The following is an 18,811-nucleotide window of genomic DNA, read 5'->3' on the forward strand; positions in this document are numbered from 1 at the left end:
CGAGCCGACGCGGCGCAGCGCGGCACCGCCGGTACAGACTCGTCGCCTACTCTCGTAGCCATGTCTGCGCAAGGAACCGCCCGCAGCGGCGTGCTCGCCCGCGTCCTCGGTGTCGTCGGAGCGAGCCTGGCCGGAGGGCTGCTGATCACCGTCGGCGTCACTCCCGCCCTCGCCGTCACCGGGCTCGCCGCCAACAACCCGATCGGCCTCTTCGAGACCGTGCCCGAGTACCTCGAGCTGGGCCAGCTGGCGCAGAAGACGGAGATCTACGCGAAGAACGCCGACGGGACCGACGGTCTCCTCGCGTCCTTCTACGCGCAGAACCGCGAGGAGGTGGCCTTCGACCAGGTCAGCCAGTTCGTGAAGGACGCGGCCGTCTCGACCGAGGACCCGCGCTTCTACGAGCACGGCGGCGTCGACCTGCAGGGCACGATCCGCGCGGTGCTGAGCAACGTGGTCGGCGGCGATCTGCAGGGCGGGTCCTCGATCACGCAGCAGTACGTCAAGAACGTCCTCGTGCAGAAGGCCGAGGCGCTCAGCGACACCGACGCCGCCGCCTCGCAGGCCGCCTACGACGAGGCGACCGCCACGACGCCGGCGCGCAAGCTCAAGGAGATGAAGCTCGCCGTCGACCTCGAGAAGAAGTACAGCAAGGACGACATCCTGCTGGGCTACCTCAACATCGCCGGCTTCGGCGGGCAGGTCTACGGGATCCAGGCCGCGGCCGAGTACTACTTCTCCAGCACCGCGGCGACGCTCTCGCTCGCTCAGGCCGCCAGCCTGATCGCGACGGTGAACAACCCCAACGGCCTCCGCATCGACCAGCCGGAGAACATCCCGGAGAACAAGGTCCGGCGCGACTACGTCCTGGACCGGATGCTCGAGGAGGGGAAGATCTCCCAGGCCGACCACGACGCGGCGGTGGCCGAGGAGGTCGTCCCGGCGATCAAGGAGACGCCCACGGGCTGCCAGCAGGCCGGCAACGCCGCCTTCTTCTGCGACTACGTGACCCGGGTGATCCAGAACGACCCCGCCTTCGGCGACGACGAGAACACCCGCTTCGCCAACTTCCAGCGCGGCGGCTACAAGATCTACACGACGCTCGACCGCGAGCTCCAGGACGTCGCGACGGCGGCCACGAACGCCGCGGTGCCGAAGGTGCCCACGAACGACGTCAACATCGGCAGCTCGACCGTCTCGATGGAGGTGGGCACGGGCCGCGTCCTGGCGATGGTGCAGAACAAGGACTACGACGCCGCCGGCTCCGTGAACGGAGCGAACTTCTCGGCGATCAACTTCAACACCGACACGGCCTACGGCGGTTCCGCCGGCTTCCAGGTGGGGTCGACCTACAAGGTCTTCACCCTCGCGCAGTGGCTCGCCAACGGGCACACGCTCTATGAGACGGTGAACGGCCGCGAGCGCGGCTTCTCCGGTTTCACGGCGAGCTGCGACCCGAACGGCGGCGAGGACCTCTCCTATCCCGCGGTCGGCAACGACGACAACGAGAACGGCACCTACAGCGTCCTCGAGGGCACGATGCGCTCGATCAACACCGTCTTCGTCTCCATGGCGCAGCAGCTCGATCTCTGCGCGATCCGCGACCAGGCGGTCGCCTTCGGAGTGAAGGCGGCGGACGGCGGCGTGATCGACTACAAGCCGTCCTCGATCCTCGGCTCCGACACCCTGATCTCGCCGATCTCGATGGTCACCGCCTTCGCCGGATTCGCCAACAACGGCTCCGCCTGCTCGGCCATCGCGATCGACTCCATCACGGATGCGACCGGAGTCGGCGTGCAGCCGCCGACGTCGACCTGCAACCAGGCACTCTCGCCCGAGCTGACCGCCGTGGCGAACTACGCGCTCCAGCGCGTCGTCACGTCCGGTACGGCCGCCCAGTCGGATCCCGATGACGGGATCGAGCACATCGGCAAGACCGGAACCACCGACAACGCCGAATCCACCTGGATCGACGGCGCGAGCTCTCGCGTCGCGACCGTCGTCTGGGTCGGCAACATCGACGGCCACGTCTCGATGCGCGAGGTGCGCTTCCCGAACTCGGACCTGGAGTCGCGGCCCTACGCGTCGAACATCCGCCACTACATCTGGAACAGGGTGATGACGGCCGCCGACGAGAAGTACGGCGGAGACGACTTCGCCGAGCCGAGCAGCGCACTGCTGAACGGCCGGCAGATCGCCGTGCCGAACGTCGCCGGGCAGTCCGTCGACGACGCGACGGAGGTGCTCGAGGACCTCGGCTTCGACGTCGAGGAGGGCGCCACCGTCGACGCCGCGACGCCCGCCGGAACCGTCGCCGGCACCGACCCGGGCGCCGGGACGACGATCGCCCGCTACTCCAGCATCACGCTGCTGGTGAGCAACGGCGCCCTGGTGCCCGCTCCCGCGACGCAGGCGCCCGCTCCCACGGCGACCACGGCTCCGACCGCGACGGCCGAGCCCACCGCGGAGCCGACCGTGACTCCGACGCCGCTGCCGACCGCGACGCCCACCGTCACCCCGACGGCGGAGGTCGACCAGTGAGCGGCTTCGATCCCGGCTTCCTCGGCGCCCCGCTCACGGCACCCCGTCCCTCCGGCGCCCGCGTGGTGCGGCAGCTGCCGTACACGCACTTCGAGGTGCTCCTCGCCCCGGAGCGCCGGCTCGCGCTCTCGACCGCGGTGAACATCGACGGGGCGCGGCTGCTCGACCTCGGCCGCGGCGACGACTGGCACCTCGACGAGCGCGTGCCCGCGAGCGAGCAGACCGGGCCGGAGGTGTACGCGCGGAACGACTTCGACCGCGGCCACCTCGTCCGCCGCCGCGACCCCGTCTGGGGCGAGCCGGCCGAGGCGCGCGCCGGCAACGTCGACAGCTTCTGTTACACGAACGCGGCGCCGCAGGCCAGCGGCTTCAACCAGTCCAAGGAGCTGTGGCTCGGCCTCGAGGACCTCGTCCTCGAGTACGCGGAGGCGAACCGCGCCCGGATCGACGTCTTCACCGGGCCGGTGCTGGCCGAGGGCGACCCGGTCTACCGCGGCATCGGCATCCCGCTGCGGTTCTGGAAGATCGCGGCCTGGAGCCCCGACGGCACCACCCTCGCGGCGAGCGCGTACCTGCTCGACCAGACCGCGCTGGTGCGCCGGATCGTCGACGGCGAGGACCGCGAGGGCCTCGCCCCGCTCGGCGCCTACCGGACCTTCCAGGTCGCGGTGTCGAGCCTGGCCGGGCCGACGGGTCTCGACCTCGACGCCCTCGCCGCCGTCGACGTCCTCGGCGCGGCCGGAGCGCGCGCGGAGCCGCTGCGCGAGCTGCTCACGGCCGAGGACGTGGCGCGCGGTCTGACCACCCGCTGAGGAGCACGCCGAGCCGCCCGGCGGTCCAGGATGGGGAGATGACCTCCCCCGTCCTCGTCGAGATCGACGACTCCGGCACTCCCCTGCTCCGCGAAGCCGGGGCCGGCCTCGTCCGCGTCGACGAGCCGGGCTACCTGCGCGGCGACGGCGTCTTCGAGACGCTGGCCGTGATCCGTGGCCGAGCCCGCGGGCAGGAGGAGCACCTGGCACGCCTCGCGGCCTCCGCCGCGGCCGTCGGGCTCGAGATCCCGTCCGCGGCGGCGTGGTCCGCCGCGATCGCCCTCGCGGTCGCCGAGCACGACGCGGTCGAGGAACTCAGCATCCGGCTGGTCGCGGGCTACCGGGACGCCACGACGGCGCGGGCCACGGTCCGTGCGGAGCCGACCGCCGACTCCTCGGAGCTGCGCGCCCGGGGCGTCGCCGTCGCCGTGCTCGACCGCGGCTACCCGTACGGGGTTCAGGACGAGGCGCCCTGGCTGCTGGGCGGCGTCAAGACGACCTCCGGCGCCGTCACCCGCGCCGCACTGCGCGAGGCGAAGCGGCGGGGCGCGGACGACGTGGTCTGGCGCACGAGCGACGGCCTCCTGCTCGAGGGCGCGACCTCGAGTCTCGTCCTGCTCGCGGACGGGGTGCTCGTGACGCCCGCCGCCGGCGCCGGGATCCTCGACGGGACGACGGTGGCGAGAGTGCTGGCGATCGGCGAGAGGCGCGGCCTCTCCTCCGCGCGGCGGGACCTGCCCGTCGCGGCGCTGGCCGGTGCCGACGCGGCCTGGCTGGTGTCGAGCACCCGGCGCGCCGTGCCGATCCGCTCGGTGGACGGAGAGCCGCTCACCGTGGACCGTGCACTGACCTCGGCCCTCGAGGAGGGACTGCTCGCCGACTGACGTGTCCCGAGCGCTCAGGCCGCGTCGGAGAGCTCTCGCGCGGTCCACGCGCCGACCCCGACCGACTCGGCGTGGCGCAGGTCGTCGACGGTGTCGACGTCCAGCCGCAGCGTCGAGGACTCGGGCAGGCCGAGCACGCGGTAGCCGGCAGCGACGTGCTTCTCCCGCGAGTCGAGACCGAAGGCCGGCTCCGGGCCGGTCCCGCCGGGCAGGAGCAGCGCGGTCGTGCCGCTGCCGGCGCGGTCGCCGACCATCGCCGGGTCGTCGCCGGCGGCGGCGAGCGCGGCGTCGAGATCCGCGGCGGTGAGCGCGGGCAGGTCGGCGGTCAGCGCGATCACCGGCGAGCCGGGGCGGTGGTCCTGCGCCGCCGCGATGCCCGCAGCGACGGCGGGATTTAGCTGCCCGGGATCGCCGACGACGTGCAGTCCGGGGTGCTCGAGCGCGGCCCGCTCCGCCGCGGACATGTCGGAGGTGACGAGGACGACGGCGCCCACGGACTCCGCCGCGCCGACCGCGGCCAGGGTGTCGAGGAGGAACGCCTCGGCGAGGGCGGAGCGCGCCACGAGCTCGAGGCGGGTCTTGGAGGTGCCGCGGCCCCGGTAGACGACGACGGCGGTCCAGGCGCCGCTCACGACGCCACCCGCCCGGCCGCTGCCGCGAGCCCCGCCGCGTGGCCCTCGGCGTAGCCCTCCGCGTGCGCCTCGTCGGCGCCGACGCGGAACATGTCGTCCGGACCGGTGCGGGTCAGCGTGCGGGCGCCCGGTGCATCGAGGCCGCTGACGAAGCGGTCTAGGCCGCGGACGACGGCGACGGGGTGCCCGGTCGCCTTGCCCTTCACCAGGTCGCCGAGCGCAGCGATCTCGTCGGCGACCGCGGGCATGGTCACCGCGAGCGTCCGGCCGAGCGCGTCGACGGCGCCGCGCAGGTCGTCGATCACCAGCAGGCCGGCCGCGCCGATCGCGGCGTCGGTCTGGCCGACCCGCCAGGCACGGCCGAGCGTGTCGCTCACGACGACGCCGACGCGCGCACCGAGCCGCTCGCGCAGACCGGCGCAGAGCGCGCGGGCCGAGGCGTCCGGATCCTCGGGCAGCAGCAGGACGGTGCCCTCCGCGACGTTGCTGGAGTCGACCCCCGCCGCGGCCTGGACGATGCCGAGGCGGTTCTCCACGATCCGGGTGACGCCGTGCGCGTGCGCGCGGGTGGCGACGACGCGGACCGTCTCGGCGGTGATGGCGTCCTCGCGGTCGTCGGCCGCGACGACCCGGCCCTCGGCCTTCGAGACCACCTTGCTGGTCACCACGAGGACGTCGCCGTCGACGGGACGGTCGGTTTCGGGAGCGGCCGCGACCGCCGCGAGGATCAGCTCGAGCAGGTCGTCCCCCGGGACCACCTCGGGGATGCCCTCGAGGACCCAGGCCGCCACGCGCATCGCACTCATCCCGCCATTGTCCCAGGCGCCGGAGACGCGGAGCGCACGCCCCCGGGGCGCTTGCGGCCCGGGCCCGGACCGTGCGAGCGGGCGGTCAGGAGGCGAGGTACGCCGCGACGGCCGGCGGCACGTAGGGCGAGACGTCGCCGCCCAGTCCCGACACCTGGCGCACCAGCGAGGAGGAGACGTGGGCGTGCGCGGGGTCCGGCAGGAGGAAGACGGTCTCGACGTGCGCGAGATTCCGGTTCACGATCGCCATCGGCGTCTCGTAGGCCACGTCGACCTGCGAGCGGATGCCCTTCACCAGGATGCTCGCGCCGACGTCGGTGCAGTAGTCGACGAGCAGGCCCATGCTCCAGGAGGCGACGACGATCGACCCCTCGATGCCGGCCTCGGCGATCGACTGCTCGATCAGCGCCACGCGCTGCGCGATCGGCAGCAGCGCGGTCTTGGACGGGTTGTGCACGACGACGACGTGCAGCTCGTCGACGAGGCGCGCGGCGCGCTCGATGACGTCGAGATGCCCGAGGGTGACGGGGTCGAACGAGCCGGGGACGACGGCGATGCGGGCCATGCCCCCAGCGTATCGGGCGCCCCGGCGGGCCGGCCGGCCCCGACCACCCCGTCGGGGGTCAGCTCTTGCCGAGGAACTCGCGGTCGCGCTCCTGCACGCGCCGCTCGAGCGCGGCGCGCAGGCGGTCGTGCGTGGCGAGCACCGGATCGGTCTCGAGCAGCCGCTCGGCCAGCACCCGGGCCTCGAGGATGAGCCAGGAGTCCTGCACGACGCGCAGCAGGCGCAGGGAGGAGCGCCCGCCGGACTGCGAATCGCCCAGCACATCGCCCTCGCGGCGCAGCTCGAGGTCGGCCTCGGCCAGCTCGAAGCCGTCGAGGGTCGCCGCGACGGTCTCGACCCGCTCGCGCGCGGTCGTCCCGGCTTCGGCCGCGGTGACGAAGAGGCAGACGCCGGGCACCCCGCCGCGCCCGATCCGGCCGCGCAGCTGGTGCAGCTGCGAGACGCCGAACCGCTCCGCGTCCAGGACGATCATCATCGACGCGTTCGGCACGTCGACGCCGACCTCGATGACCGTCGTCGAGACGAGGACGTCGATCTCGCCGGCCGCGAAGGCCCGCATGACGGCGTCCTTCTCCTCCGCCGTCATCCGGCCGTGCAGGGCGGCCGAGCGCCGCTTCCCGAGCAGGGCGTGCCCGCGGACGCCCTCGATCGTCTCCGACACCGTCGACAGCGGGGTGGCCGCGGGCTCGTCCTCGCCGGCGAGCGGACCCTCCGCCGCCTCCCCCGGCTCGATCGCCGGACAGACGAGGTAGACCTGGTGGCCCTTGCGGATCTCCTCCTCGGCCCGCTCCCAGGCCCGGGCGATCCAGGCGGGGTGATCGGCCAGCGGCACCACGTGGCTGGTGATGCCCGGTCGGCCGGCCGGCAGCTCGCGGATCGTCGAGACGTCCAGGTCGCCGAAGACGGTCATCGCGACCGTCCGTGGGATGGGCGTCGCGGTCAGCACGAGCACGTGCGGCGGCTGCGCCCCCTTCCGCCGCAGCGCGTCGCGCTGGTCGACGCCGAAGCGGTGCTGCTCGTCGATCACCACCAGGCCGAGGTCGTAGAACGAGACCTTGTCACCGAGCAGGGCGTGCGTGCCGACCACGATCCTCGCGGTTCCCGAGACGATCCGCAGCAGGGCAGCGCGCCGGGCCGCGGCGCCGAGGCCGCCGGTCAGGAGGGTCGGCGAGAGCTCCGCCGCCAGCTCGGGCCCGAGGGTGCGCACGATTGAGCGCAGGTGCTGACCGGCGAGGACCTCGGTGGGTGCGAGCAGCGCGGACTGCCCGCCGCTCTCGGCCGTCGCGAGCATGGCCCGCAGCGCGACCAGGGTCTTGCCCGAGCCGACCTCGCCCTGCACGAGCCGCGACATCGGCGACTCGGCCGCGAGGTCGCCGGCGATCTCCCGGCCGACCGTCCTCTGGTCGTCGGTCAGCGTGAACGGCAGCGCGGCGTCGAAGCGCTCGAGCAGACCGCCGGGTTCGGCGACCCGCCGAGTGCCCGGGGTCGAGCGCGCCGCCGCCCGCCGCTCGAGCAGGGCCAGCTGCAGCAGGAACGCCTCATGGAAGCGCAGGGTGTCGCGCGCCGGGATCTCCTCGCCCTCGCGCTGCGGCCGGTGGATCAGCTCGAGCGCGGCGCCGAGGTCGAGCAGCTTGCGGTTCGCGCGCACCTCGGCGGGGATCGGGTCCTGCACGTACTTCAGGTCGTCGAGCACCACGTCGATCGCCGCCTGCAGCTGCCAGCTCGCGATCGTGCTGGTCGCGGGGTAGATCGGGATCGGCCGCTCGGTCCAGTCCTTCGTGAGCGCCGACTTCGCGATCGGGCCGTGCGCCGTGACCTCCTCGTCGTCGAAGAGCCGGTAGTCGGGGTGGGTGAGCTGCTTCGTCTCGCGGAACATCGACACGGTCCCGGCGAAGATGCCGCGCACGCCCCGGCGCAGCTGCGCGGCGCGCCAGGGCTGGCCGAAGAACGTCAGCGAGAGGGTGCCGGTGCCGTCCGAGATGATCACCTCGAGCAGTCCCCCGCGACGGTTCTTCATCTCGCGGGAGCGCACCTCGCGGACCTCGGCGACGATCGTCACGTTCTCGCCCACCGGCAGCCGCGACACGTCGGTCAGCTCGCCGCGCTTGGCGTAGCGGCGCGGGTAGTGGCCGAGGAGCTCGCCGACCGTGCGGTAGCCGAACGCCTTCTCGATCGGCTTGGCCGTGCGCGGGCCGATCAGCGGCGCGAGCGAGGCGTCGAGGGGGTCCGGGATCACCCGACGATCATAGGTCGGACCTCGGACGCCGGGCCCGCGCGAGGCCCGGGAGGACCGATCGCGGCGCGACGGCCGCGCTCAGGCGGCGGCCGGGGCCGACGGAGGAGCGCAGTCCGGCGACCACCGTCGTCGCCGCGCGCCAGCCTGCGGACTGCTCCGCGAGCACCGGCGCGTAGCGGACGCGCTCGACCCCCTGCCGGAGCTCCCGCAGCGCCGAGCGGGCGCCCTCGTCCTCGCCGAGGGCATCGGCGATCAGAGCCTCCTGGGCTCGCGGCGACTCGCCGTCCTCGACCGGGACACCGAGGTCGCGCGCGCTCGCCACCAGCTCGGCCCAGGCCGGCTCGAGAGAGCCGTCGGCCGCCCGGCGCCGGCGGACGGCGCGCTGGACGACGCGCAGGAGCCAGGGCACGAGCAGCAGCAGGACCAGCAGCGACCAGAGCGTGACGACCGGGGCGGTGGACGCCGTGGAGCCGCCGAGGGCCCCGGGCGTCGCCGTCGCGGTCGACGCGGTGGGAGTCGGCGTCGCCGTCTCGCCGGGCTCCGCGCCGGGCGCAGCACTCGCTGCGGCCCCGGGGGTCGTCGACGGGGCGGAGGTCGTCGCACTCGGCAGCGTGTACGAGGCCGGGGCCCCGCGGCTCGGCGTCGGCTCGAACGGCAGCCAGCCGACGCCCTCGAAGTACAGCTCCGGCCAGGCGTGCAGGTCGGACGACTGCACGCGGTAGCTGGTCAGCTCGGTGCCCGGCGAGGGCACGACCGAGCCGGGCTGGTAGCCGATGGCGAGCCGGGAGGGGATCCCCAGCTCCCGCGCCATCACGGCCATCGCCGACGCGAAGTGCACGCAGTAGCCCTCGCGGACCTCGAGGAAGGAGGCGAGCACGCCGACGCCGTCGCCGTCGTAGCCCTCCTCGGCGGGGGTGTCCTCGGAGTAGCGGAACTCGGACGAGCGGAAGAAGGTCTGCAGCGCGCGGGCCCGGTCGTAGGCGGTGACCTCGTCCGCCGTGACCTCCGTCGCCGTGCTGCGGACGATCTCCGGCACGTCCTCCGGGAGCGAGAGGTAGCGCTCGAACCCGGTGGGCACGGGCGCGTCGAGGAGCTGCTGGGGATCGGGCTCGAGGCGCAGCGCCTGCACCTGGTACTCGTCGCCCGCGCGGGTGGTCGCGTCGCCGCGGATCGAGCCGTCCTGCACGTCCTGCAGCCAGCCGTCGCCGACCCCGCTGAGCTCGGAGACCGGGTAGGGCACCGGCAGCCAGCGGCTGCGGAGGGTCTCGACCGAGACGTCGACCTCCTCGGTCTCGCGCGGAACGGCCTCGCCGAGACCGGCGGGAGCGATGGGAGCGGCGATGTCCGCGGTCTCCTCGGTGTCGCTCGGCGCCCAGTCCTCGCCCTCGAAGTCCGAGACGGTGAGCACCCGGAGGTAGACCGGGAGGTCGGAGTCGGTCGAGTAGCGCAGCACGGTCACCGGGTTGGGGCGGCGGAGATCGGCGCCGAGGGCGACGACCGGGTCGATGGAGCCGTTGAAGAGCGTGCCCGAGACCCCGGACGGCGTGGAGACGCGGGTGAAGCCGCCCGCGGAGCCGGCGACGAGCCCGGCGGCGATCACGACGACCCCGGCCATCGCGATCGACGGCACGGCAGCGCCGAGCGAGCCCCCGCGCGGCGCGCGGCGCTCGGGACGGGCGCTGACCGCGAGGATCCCGAGATAGACCAGCGCCGTGAGCAGCAGGCTCGGCCAGGAGACGTCGGCTGGGTCGATGACGGCCGGCACCGCCAGCAGGGTGGCGGGGAAGAGACCGGCGAGCGCGGGCAGCCGCACCGAGAAGGCGAAGAGGTCGGCGGCCCAGGCCAGCACGACGACACCGCCGACGAGGAGGAAGGCGATGCCGTTGTCGGCGACCGCCGGCAGGCCCTGCTCGGCGATCGAGGTGAAGCCGGCCTGGGCGAGTGTCTGCGCGTCGGCGATCGCTCCCGGCGTCGGGACGAGGAAGAGCAGCGCCCGTCCGGGCACGAACATCGCGGTGAGCACGCCGACGGCGGCCAGGGTGCCGAGGATCGGCGGGACGACCGGGTGAGCGCGGACGGCGCGCGCGGCGGCCGGGACGGCGAGGACGACGCCGACCGCGACGGCCAGCTGGACGAGCCAGCCGATCCCCTCGAGCAGGCGGCCGATGCCGGAGGACGCGGTGACGAGCGAGAGCCAGAGCAGGACGGAGAGCAGGACCGAGCCCGAGCGGGCGTCGCGCCCGCGGCGGCTCACGCGACCACCCGGAGCGCGAGGGCCTGCGCCCACGCCTCCTCGACGGCGGTGCGCGGGGTGACCGGGACGGGGTACCAGCCGAGGGAGGCCAGCGCTGCCTCCTCCTCGGGCGTGCCGCCGACGAGGAAGGCGACGGCCGGGCGGGCGTGGGCGGTGAGGGAGGCGAGCGCCGCCAGGTCCTCCTCGTGCAGCCGGGAGAGGACGGCGAAGACCGGGCGGCTGCCGCCGGCGTCGCGCATCTCGGCCGCGATGCGGCCGACCGCCTCGACGGACTCGGCGGCGGGGGCGAGCTCGGCCAGGCGCAGCAGCACGTCGTGCGCTGCCTCGCGCTCGTCCTCGGAGCGGACGGCCTGGTCGGGCGCGCCGGTCTCGATCAGGTGCGTCTCGAAGCCGCGCTCGAGCAGGTGCACCGCGAGCGAGGCGGTCATCGAGACCGCCCACTCGAGGCGCTCGTCGCCGCCGCGCTCGTCGAGGATGCGGGCGGCGCGCGTCTCCAGCAGGATCCAGGCGTGCGGGTCGGTGTTCTGCTCGTCCTGGCGGACCTTGAGCTCGCCGGAGCGGGCGCTGGCCCGCCAGTGCACGCGGCGCATGGCGTCGCCGGGGCGGTAGTCGCGCGGGATCACGTCGTCGGTCCCGGCCCCGGCGGTCGCGTGGGCGACCGGGCTGGAGCCGCCGGCGCCGTGGGCGTCGAGCACGTCGCTCTGCAGCGGGACGGCCCGCGGAGTGACCACGAAGGGCTGCGCCGCGCCCGCGATCGTCTCGCGGACCGCCAGGCCGAAGAGGTCGCCGCGGAGGAGCCGCAGCGGGCCGATGCGGTGGATGCCGCGCCGTCCCGCGGGGAGGCGGTAGCGCGCGCGGACCCGGCTCGAGCCGCTGCCCCGCTGTGCGACCGCCGGCAGGGTGAACGCGCCGCGGGCGACGGTGCGTCCGGAGACGAGACCGCGCTCGACCCGGTCGAGCCGGTCCTCCGCCCGGGCACCGGCCCGCAGCGCCGCGCCGCGGTTGTCGAGGACGACGTCGACGTCGACCACGTCGCCGACCGCGACGACCTGCGGGGCGAAGCGCCGCTGCACCTGCAGCACGGGCGTCACGGCGAGCAGCGCGAGGACGGCGGCGACGGGCAGGCCGAGGAGGACGATCCCGACGAAGAGCAGCTCGCGGAACTCGATGATCGGCGCGACGACGATCCCGAGCACGCCGAGCACGACCAGCGCCCCGCCGCGCAGGGTGAGCGCGACCCCGCGGACGGCCGGGAGCGCGCCGACGCGCCGCGTCCGGCGCTCCGCTCCGCGCCGCTCGGGCTCGCGAGACAGGGGCGCGCCGGACCGGGGACCGCGCGGCTCAGTCGGCACGGCCGCTGAACGGGACGGGGGTGGCGGCGACGATGCGCTGGACGATCTCGGTGACGGAGTGCGAGGCGCCGGTGCCGGAGCGGCCGGGGAGCCGGGTGGCGGGCAGGAGCCGGTGGCCGAGCACCGGCACCGCGAGCACGTCGATGTCGTCCGGGACGACGAAGTCGCGGTCGTTGATCGCGGCGAGCGCCTTGGCCGCGGCGATCAGCTGCAGGGTCGCGCGCGGACTGCCGCCGAGGCGCAGCTCGGGATCGATGCGGGTCGCCTGCATGATCGCCACCACGTACTCCTGCACAGGCGGGGCGACGTAGATCGACTGGACGTAGTCCATCATCCGGGCGAGCTGGTCGTGGCCGACGACCTGGCGCAGCTCCTCCAGCGGGCTCGCGGCGTCACGGGTGCGGATCATCTCGAGCTCGGCGCGCTCGTCGGGGTAGCCGAGCGAGAGCCGCGCCATGAAGCGGTCGCGCTGCGCCTCGGGGAGGCTGTAGGTGCCCTCCATCTCGACGGGGTTCTGCGTCGCCACCACGGCGAACGGCCGCGGCAGGATGTGCGTCACGCCGTCGACCGAGACCTGGCGCTCCTCCATGCACTCCAGCAGCGCCGACTGGGTCTTGGGCGAGGCGCGGTTGATCTCGTCGCCGATCACCACGTTCGCGAACACCGGGCCGGGCTTGAACTCGAAGTCGCGGGTGGCCTGGTTGAAGACCGAGACGCCGGTGACGTCGGAGGGCAGGAGGTCCGGGGTGAACTGGATCCGCGCGACGGTGCCGCCCACGGAGGCCGCCAGCGACTTCGCCAGCACGGTCTTGCCGGTGCCGGGGACGTCCTCCATCAGCAGGTGGCCGCCCGCCAGGAACACGGTCAGGGCCATCGAGACCTCGGCGTCCTTGCCGTCGATCACGCTGCACAGGTTCTTCAGGATCGCGGCGCAGTGGGCGCTGAACTCCTCGCGGGTCATCGCCGACCCGGGAGCCGCACCGCGGTCCGATGCCGTGCCGACTGCGGAGCGGGTCTCATCGAGGGACGTCATAACTGGTGATTCTCGCAGTGCGAACCGGAAAACGGCTCAGGCTTCCGGGGGGCTCCCAGCCCTCGGCGCGAGTCCTATGCTCGGAACGGTGACCAGGATCATCGCCGGCTTCGCCGGATCGCTCACCCTGCGGGTCCCCCGCGCCGGCACGCGACCCACGAGCGACCGGGTGCGCGAGGCGATCTTCTCGGCGCTCGAGGCGCGCGACGCCCTCGACGGCGCGACGGTCATCGACCTCTACGCGGGCTCCGGTGCGCTCGGCCTCGAATCGGCCAGTCGCGGCGCCGCGTCCGTGCTGCTGGTGGAGCGCGACCCGAGGGCCGCGAAGACCGCCGGCGAGAACGCCCGCGCGATCGCGACGGCCGCGGCCTCGAACAAGCGCCCGAAGCCCCGGATCGAGGTCGTGATCGCCTCCGTCCGCTCGTTCCTCGACGGCTCCCCCGCGGTCAACGCCGACACGGTCTTCCTCGACCCGCCCTACGACCTCCCCGAAGACGAGCTGGCCGCCGACCTCGCCGGTGTCCTCCCGCTGCTCGCCGAGCACTCCGTCGTCGTCGTCGAGCGGAGCTCGCGCAGCCCGGAGCCGCGCTGGCCCGCGGGGCTCGAGCGCGACCGGCGGAAGGACTACGGCGAGACGACGATCTGGTGGGCGTCGCCGGCGGCGGGCGAGTAGCCGAGCCGCCCGCCGCCGCGGATCAGCCCGCGGCGCCGTCCCAGCCCAGGTAGGGGTCCCAGCCGCCGCGCTCGTCCAGCGCGACTCCGCCGAGCCGCACCTCCGCCGCGCCCTCGCGCACCGTGCCCAGGGCGGTGAACCCCCGCGGCAGCGCCGTGCCGGGCGGGAAGCAGGCGAGCATCGCGTGGTCCTCGCCGCCGCCGAGCACGAGCGCGCGGGCCAGTGCCGCGTCGATCCCCTTCACGGCGGTCAGCGGGGCGGCGTGGGCGTCGACGGCGTCAGGATCGAGATCGAGCACGACCCCGCTCGCCCGGGCCAGCCGCCGCGCGTCGAGGACGACGCCGTCGGAGACGTCCATCATCGCCGTGGCGACGCCGCCCGCCGCGATGCCGGCCGCGATCGGCGGCGTCGGCCGCAGCTGCGCGTCGAGCACCTCGGGATGCTCCGCCCGCAGCGCGCGGGCGAGGGCCGCGTCGGGCTCGCCGGCCGTCCGGGCACGCTCGAAGAGCAGCCGGAGGCCGAGCCCGGAGACGCCGAGAGGCCCGGCGGTCGCGATCACGTCACCCGGGCGCGCGCCGCTCCTCAGCACCGGCGGCCGGCCGTCGAGCGAGCCGAAGGCCGTGATCGCCAGGGTCAGCGTCGAGGACGCGGAGAGGTCGCCGCCGACCACGCCGCAGCCGGGAGCCATCGCCGCGCAGCCCGCGGCGAGACCGTCCGCGATCCCCTCGAGCACGTCGACCCCGAGCCGCTGCGGTGCCGCGATGGCGACCACCAGCGCGGTCGGGCGGGCGCCCATCGCGGCGACGTCGGAGAGGTTGGAGGCGGCGGCCTTCCAGCCGAGATCGAAGGGCGAGGACCAGGCGAGCCGGAAGTCCGGGCCGTGCACCATCATGTCGGTCGTGACCACGAAGCGGCCGTCCCGCGCCCGCAGCACCGCGGAGTCGTCGCCCGGCCCGACCAGCGTCTCGGCACCGCCGCCGAGCCTCGGCAGGATCCGCGCGAGGACCTCGCCCTCGCTGAGCTCGGCCAGGGTGGGGCTCGGATCCGGTGCCATGGTTCACACGCTAGCGTTGCCGTCGATGTCCTCCCGCCTCCTCCGCACCCCCCTGGTCGCCGCCGCCGCCGTCCTGCTCCTGAGCGGCTGCTCGGCCGCCGTGGCGCTGCAGCCGGCCGACGACGCGACGAACGAGGGCTGCGCCGAGGTCTCGGTGCGCCTGCCCGACGTCGTCGCCGAGCTGCCCGAGCGCGAGACGAACGCCCAGGGCACGGCGGCCTGGGGCACCCCCGCCGCCGTCATCCTGCACTGCGGTGTCACTCCCCCCGGCCCCACCACCGAGCTCTGCGTCTCGGTCAGCGGCGTCGACTGGATCATCGACGAGTCGCAGGCCGCCGACGACGTCTACACGCTGACCACATACGGCCGCGATCCGGCCGTCGAGATCACCGTCGACCAGAGCCGCGCCTCCGGCACCTCGGCCGTCGTCGACCTCGCGAACGCCGTCTCCTACCTGCCGCAGGAGCGCGCCTGCACGAACGTCTCCGACACGGACACCCTCGACCCGCCGAGCATGCCCGCGGGCTGAGCCGTCGTCAGCCCGATGTGCCGAGTGCCGCGGCCGCGACCTCGAGCGCCCGCTCCGGCGTCGCTCCGAGCGCCCGGGCCCGCGCCGCGTACGCGCCGGCCGCCAGCTGCAGCTCGTGCTCGACCGAGTCGACGCCGCCGGACACGACCGTCCCGGCGCGTCCCCGCGTCTCCACGATCCCCGCGGCCTCGAGCTCCTTGTAGGCCCGCGCGACGGTCCCCGGAGCAACGCCCAGCTCCTCGGCGAGGGTCCGCACCGCGGGCAGCCGCGTGCCGACCAGGAGCGACCCCGCGGCGACCTGCGCGGTGATCCCCTCGCGGATCTGCTCGAACGGCGCCCGCGGGCCCGGCTCGAGCCGGAGCCCGAGGCCCGCCGCGGTCATCGGACCGCGGCCGGGACGCGCTCGAGCGCCAGGTCGAGCAGCTCGCTGATCAGGTCGGGGTAGTCGACGCCGCTCGCGCCCCACATCCGCGGGAACATCGAGATCGGCGTGAAGCCGGGCATCGTGTTGATCTCGTTGATGACGAAACCGTCGGCCGTGAGGAAGAAGTCGACCCGCGCGAGGCCCTCGGCCCCGATCGCGGTGAAGGCGCTGACCGCGAGGGCCCGCATCTCGGCGAGCTCGTCCTCGGTGAGCTCGGCCGGGCAGACCAGCTCGACGCCCTTCATGCCGAGGTACTTCGCCTCGAAGTCGTAGAAGCCGCCGCCGCTGACGACGACCTCGCCGGCCACGGACGCCCGCGGGGACTCCCCCCGGCGCGCGCCGAGCACGCCGATCTCGACCTCTCGCCCGACGATCGCGGACTCGATCAGCACCCGCGAGTCGTGCGAGAACGCCTCCTCGAGGGCGGCGTCGAGCTGCGAGCGCTCGTCGACCCGGCTCACGCCGACGCTCGACCCGGCACGAGCCGGCTTGACGAAGGCGGGCAGGCCGAGCTCGTCGAGGGCCGACGCCGCGTCGCTCGGGTCCTCGCGCCATTCCGCCTCGGTCACGGTGTACCAGGGGGCGACCGCGATGCCCGCGGCGCGGAAGACGGTCTTGGTGAAGTGCTTGTCCATCCCGAGCGCCGAGGCGAGCACGCCCGACCCGACGTAGGGCAGACCGACCAGCTCGAGCATCCCCTGGACCGTGCCGTCCTCGCCCCACGGGCCGTGCAGGATCGGCAGGACGACGTCCACGTCGCCGAGGGAGCGGAGGGAGCCGTCGGCCGCGGTGACGGTCAACTCGCGGGAGAGCGCCGACTCCGGCCAGCGCACGCGCGTCCCGTTGTCCTCGACGCGCGGCAGAGCGCTCGCGTCGAGCGCGAACTTCTCCGGCCGGTCCTCCTCGAGCACGAACGCGCCGTCGGCGGTGATCCCGACGGGGATCACGTCGAAGCGGTCACGATCGATCGCCCGCAGCACCCCCGCCGCCGTTGCGCAGCTGATCGAGTGCTCGCTTGAACGCCCCCCGAACAGAACGGCCACTGCGAGCTTGCTGGTCATCGAGGTTCCTCTCACCCTGGGGCTCGTCCGAATCCGTGGTCAGGTGCGGCGCGATGTCCTTCGGATCGAGCGTACCGGCGAGCACCTGCGACACCTGCTCGACGATGGGCATGTCGACTCCGCGGGCCCGGGCGAGCTCGAGGATCGGCGCGACCGAGGAGAGCCCCTCCGCCGTCTGCTGCATCGATTTCACGACGTCGCCGAAGCTGTAGCCCTGGCCGAGCAGGCGCCCGGCCGTGTTGTTGCGGGAGAGCGACGAGCTCGACGTCGCGATCAGGTCGCCGAGGCCGGCCAGCCCGGACATCGTCTCGGGCCGCCCGCCGTACGCGACGGCGAAGTCGGTCATCTCGGCGAGGCCGCGGGTGATGATCGACGCCTTGGTGTTCTCGCCGTAGCCGACGCCGTCGACGATGCCGATCGCGACGGCGATCAGGTTCTTCAGCACGCCGCCGAACTCGGTCCCGATCACGTCGGTGTTGACGTAGGAGCGGAAGTAGCGGTTGGTCGCGGCGAGCGCGACCTCCTGCGCGGTGACGAGGCTCTCCGAGGCGATGACCGCCGCGGTCGGCTGCTCCTTCGCGATCTCGAGCGCGAGGTTCGGCCCGGAGGCGACCGCGATCCGGCTCGGATCGATCGGCAGCACCTGCGAGATCACCTCGCTCATCCGCTGGCCGGTGCCCTTCTCGACACCCTTCATCAGGCTGACGAGGACGGTCCGCTCGGTGAGGAACGGCGTGATCGCCTCGAGATTCCCGCGCAGGGTCTGCGACGGGATGGAGAGGTAGACGTGGTCGGCGCCCTCGAGCGCCTCCTCGATCCGCGGGGTCGCCCGGATGTTGCGCGGCAGGTTGATGCCGGGGAGGTAGTCGCTGTTGCGCTTGGCCTCGGTGATCTCGCGGGCGAGCTCGGCCCGCCGCGCCCACATCACGACATCGGAGCCGCCGTCGGCGAGGATCTTGGCGAAGGTGGTCCCCCAGCTGCCGGCGCCGAGGACGGCGACGCGGCGCGGCACGGGGATCGGCGCCTTCTCGGCCCTACTGCCCCTGCTCAAAGCGTCCCGTGCCCTTCTGATTGTGCTCGGCCGGATTCCAGCGCTTCTCCGGTGCCGTCTCGCCGCGGAGCTCCTCGAGCAGGCGGGTGATCGCGGCCATCACGACGGTCGACGCCTCGTTGAGGGTGGCGGAGTCGAGGCTGCGCCCGCGGAACGCCGACAGGTCGACGGGATCGCCGACCAGGACGTCGACGCGCTTGCGGCGGAAGAGGGTGATCTTCTTCGAGTAGCGGCCCATGACCTGCTGGGTGCCCCAGTGCGCGACGGGCACGACGGGCAGCCCGTACTGCAGGGCCATCCGCACCGCGCCGGTCTTGCCGCGCATCGGCCAGAGCTCCGGGTCGCGGGTCAGGGTGCCCTCCGGGTAGATCAGGACGGAGCCGCCCCGGTCGACGAGCTCCTTCGCCGCCTTCAGCGGCTCGCTGCCGCGCACGGAACCGGCCCGCTCGACCGGGATCTGCCCCGAGGCGCGCAGGATCGCTCCGGCCACAGGGATCTTGAACAGCGACGCCTTCGCCAGGAAGCGCGGCGCGCGACCGGCGCGCCACAGCACCCAGCCCGTGATGAACGGGTCGATCTCGCTGTAGTGGTTCGGCGCGAACACGAACGCGCCCTTGCCCGGGATCTTGTCGATGTCGCGGACCCGGAGGTCCACGGAGGCGGTGAGCGTCGGGATCACCAACGCCGCGAGGAGCCAGAAGATGGACGGACGGCTTCGTTCAGACACCCGCCCATCCTCGCATCCCGGCTCCGCCGCCCACGCCAGCGGCCGGCGCGGCGGCCGCGGAGCCGCGCCGGTCGAGCAGCCCGGCAGCGGCGTACCGACACCCACCGTCGTCCGGAGCGTGGATCTCGATACGCCCACTCCGTGTGCTACTCGATCAGCGAGACCGTTCGGACCCGC

At 74.0% G+C, this 18,811-nt stretch carries 17 protein-coding genes; 5 read left to right on the top strand and 12 right to left on the bottom strand.

The genetic code is table 11. The features are described from left to right. Nucleotides 1-60: 60 nt before the first annotated feature. The 3 genes from MT353_RS00705 to MT353_RS00715 are packed head-to-tail and all read left to right on the top strand — an operon-like array spanning nucleotide 61 to nucleotide 4,237. Nucleotides 61-2,541, top strand: coding sequence for a transglycosylase domain-containing protein (locus MT353_RS00705; RefSeq protein WP_243623352.1), 2,481 nt, complete (start codon nucleotides 61-63; stop codon nucleotides 2,539-2,541). Further along, the gene (locus MT353_RS00710) at nucleotides 2,538-3,353 is read left to right on the top strand and encodes a DNA/RNA non-specific endonuclease (protein ID WP_243623353.1); all 816 of its coding nucleotides are present in this window, start codon (nucleotides 2,538-2,540) and stop codon (nucleotides 3,351-3,353) included. Before MT353_RS00705 ends, MT353_RS00710 begins: the two co-directional genes overlap by 4 nt. 38 nt (nucleotides 3,354-3,391) lie before the next feature. Continuing rightward, nucleotides 3,392-4,237 (top strand): aminotransferase class IV, encoded by an 846-nt coding sequence (locus tag MT353_RS00715; RefSeq protein ID WP_243623354.1) that lies wholly within the window; start codon nucleotides 3,392-3,394, stop codon nucleotides 4,235-4,237. A 14-nt stretch (nucleotides 4,238-4,251) separates the two neighbouring features. Here the strand turns inward: MT353_RS00715 and cofC are convergent, their stop codons facing one another. The 7 genes from cofC to MT353_RS00750 all read right to left on the bottom strand — a co-directional run bounded on the left by cofC (nucleotide 4,252) and on the right by MT353_RS00750 (nucleotide 13,115). Then, nucleotides 4,252-4,869: a 2-phospho-L-lactate guanylyltransferase gene (gene cofC / locus MT353_RS00720; RefSeq protein ID WP_243599015.1), complete on the bottom strand. Its 618-nt coding sequence runs from the start codon at nucleotides 4,867-4,869 to the stop codon at nucleotides 4,252-4,254. Further along, nucleotides 4,866-5,666, bottom strand: a complete 801-nt coding sequence (gene cofE / locus MT353_RS00725) for a coenzyme F420-0:L-glutamate ligase (RefSeq protein WP_123735415.1) — start codon at nucleotides 5,664-5,666, stop codon at nucleotides 4,866-4,868. Before cofE ends, cofC begins: the two co-directional genes overlap by 4 nt. Nucleotides 5,667-5,760: 94 nt before the next feature. Next, nucleotides 5,761-6,240, bottom strand: a complete 480-nt coding sequence (gene coaD, locus MT353_RS00730) for a pantetheine-phosphate adenylyltransferase (RefSeq protein ID WP_123445577.1) — start codon at nucleotides 6,238-6,240, stop codon at nucleotides 5,761-5,763. 58 nt (nucleotides 6,241-6,298) lie between these two features. Then, entirely contained in the window at nucleotides 6,299-8,476 is a 2,178-nt protein-coding gene (locus tag MT353_RS00735; RefSeq protein WP_243599014.1) for an ATP-dependent DNA helicase RecG, read from the bottom strand. Between the two features lie 7 nt (nucleotides 8,477-8,483). Next, entirely contained in the window at nucleotides 8,484-10,730 is a 2,247-nt protein-coding gene (locus MT353_RS00740; RefSeq protein WP_243623357.1) for a DUF3488 and transglutaminase-like domain-containing protein, read from the bottom strand. Next, nucleotides 10,727-12,082 (bottom strand): DUF58 domain-containing protein, encoded by a 1,356-nt coding sequence (locus tag MT353_RS21815; RefSeq protein ID WP_243623358.1) that lies wholly within the window; start codon nucleotides 12,080-12,082, stop codon nucleotides 10,727-10,729. Before MT353_RS21815 ends, MT353_RS00740 begins: the two co-directional genes overlap by 4 nt. After that, a complete protein-coding gene (locus MT353_RS00750; protein ID WP_374204676.1) occupies nucleotides 12,072-13,115 on the bottom strand; it encodes an AAA family ATPase in 1,044 nt (347 codons plus the stop codon). Before MT353_RS00750 ends, MT353_RS21815 begins: the two co-directional genes overlap by 11 nt. An 88-nt stretch (nucleotides 13,116-13,203) precedes the next feature. Between MT353_RS00750 and MT353_RS00755 the strand changes: the two genes are divergently transcribed. After that, nucleotides 13,204-13,788 (top strand): RsmD family RNA methyltransferase, encoded by a 585-nt coding sequence (locus tag MT353_RS00755; protein ID WP_243623360.1) that lies wholly within the window; start codon nucleotides 13,204-13,206, stop codon nucleotides 13,786-13,788. Nucleotides 13,789-13,810: 22 nt separating this feature from the next. Here MT353_RS00755 and thiL read toward each other — a convergent pair whose 3' ends face one another. Continuing rightward, nucleotides 13,811-14,842 carry a thiamine-phosphate kinase gene (thiL, locus tag MT353_RS00760; protein ID WP_243623361.1) on the bottom strand — a complete coding sequence of 344 codons (1,032 nt, stop codon included), beginning with the start codon at nucleotides 14,840-14,842 and terminating at the stop codon, nucleotides 13,811-13,813. 25 nt (nucleotides 14,843-14,867) lie between these two features. On the opposite strand from thiL, the gene MT353_RS00765 reads away from it, so the two are divergent. Continuing rightward, nucleotides 14,868-15,371: a DUF3515 domain-containing protein gene (locus tag MT353_RS00765; protein ID WP_243623363.1), complete on the top strand. Its 504-nt coding sequence runs from the start codon at nucleotides 14,868-14,870 to the stop codon at nucleotides 15,369-15,371. A gap of 7 nt (nucleotides 15,372-15,378) precedes the next feature. Here the strand turns inward: MT353_RS00765 and MT353_RS00770 are convergent, their stop codons facing one another. From MT353_RS00770 to MT353_RS00785, 4 genes are read right to left on the bottom strand one after another with little or no spacing between them, the layout of a single operon-like run. Then, on the bottom strand, nucleotides 15,379-15,753 hold the full coding sequence (locus MT353_RS00770; protein WP_243599008.1) for a GntR family transcriptional regulator: 375 nt from the start codon (nucleotides 15,751-15,753) through the stop codon (nucleotides 15,379-15,381). Beyond that, nucleotides 15,750-16,856, bottom strand: a complete 1,107-nt coding sequence (locus tag MT353_RS00775; protein WP_243623364.1) for a D-alanine--D-alanine ligase family protein — start codon at nucleotides 16,854-16,856, stop codon at nucleotides 15,750-15,752. Before MT353_RS00775 ends, MT353_RS00770 begins: the two co-directional genes overlap by 4 nt. Then, on the bottom strand, nucleotides 16,753-17,868 hold the full coding sequence (locus MT353_RS00780) for an NAD(P)H-dependent glycerol-3-phosphate dehydrogenase (protein ID WP_173286025.1): 1,116 nt from the start codon (nucleotides 17,866-17,868) through the stop codon (nucleotides 16,753-16,755). The genes MT353_RS00775 and MT353_RS00780 overlap by 104 nt, the downstream gene beginning before the upstream one ends. 22 nt (nucleotides 17,869-17,890) lie before the next feature. Then, nucleotides 17,891-18,634 carry a 1-acyl-sn-glycerol-3-phosphate acyltransferase gene (locus MT353_RS00785; protein WP_243599006.1) on the bottom strand — a complete coding sequence of 248 codons (744 nt, stop codon included), beginning with the start codon at nucleotides 18,632-18,634 and terminating at the stop codon, nucleotides 17,891-17,893. Between the last annotated feature and the right edge of the window lie 177 nt (nucleotides 18,635-18,811).

The organism is Rathayibacter sp. VKM Ac-2927 (genome assembly GCF_022815525.1).
Classification (GTDB): Bacteria; Actinomycetota; Actinomycetes; order Actinomycetales; family Microbacteriaceae; genus Rathayibacter; species Rathayibacter festucae.

What these genes read in the sequence shown, in the direction of transcription:
- MT353_RS00705 (WP_243623352.1), top strand. Translation starts at nt 61, where the DNA reads ATGTCTGCGCAAGGAACCGCCCGCAGCGGCGTGCTCGCCCGCGTCCTC.
- MT353_RS00750 (WP_374204676.1), bottom strand. Translation starts at nt 13,115, where the DNA reads ATGACGTCCCTCGATGAGACCCGCTCCGCAGTCGGCACGGCATCGGAC.
- MT353_RS00715 (WP_243623354.1), top strand. Translation starts at nt 3,392, where the DNA reads ATGACCTCCCCCGTCCTCGTCGAGATCGACGACTCCGGCACTCCCCTG.
- cofE (WP_123735415.1), bottom strand. Translation starts at nt 5,666, where the DNA reads ATGCGCGTGGCGGCCTGGGTCCTCGAGGGCATCCCCGAGGTGGTCCCG.
- coaD (WP_123445577.1), bottom strand. Translation starts at nt 6,240, where the DNA reads ATGGCCCGCATCGCCGTCGTCCCCGGCTCGTTCGACCCCGTCACCCTC.
- MT353_RS00765 (WP_243623363.1), top strand. Translation starts at nt 14,868, where the DNA reads ATGTCCTCCCGCCTCCTCCGCACCCCCCTGGTCGCCGCCGCCGCCGTC.
- MT353_RS00775 (WP_243623364.1), bottom strand. Translation starts at nt 16,856, where the DNA reads ATGACCAGCAAGCTCGCAGTGGCCGTTCTGTTCGGGGGGCGTTCAAGC.
- thiL (WP_243623361.1), bottom strand. Translation starts at nt 14,842, where the DNA reads ATGGCACCGGATCCGAGCCCCACCCTGGCCGAGCTCAGCGAGGGCGAG.
- MT353_RS00770 (WP_243599008.1), bottom strand. Translation starts at nt 15,753, where the DNA reads ATGACCGCGGCGGGCCTCGGGCTCCGGCTCGAGCCGGGCCCGCGGGCG.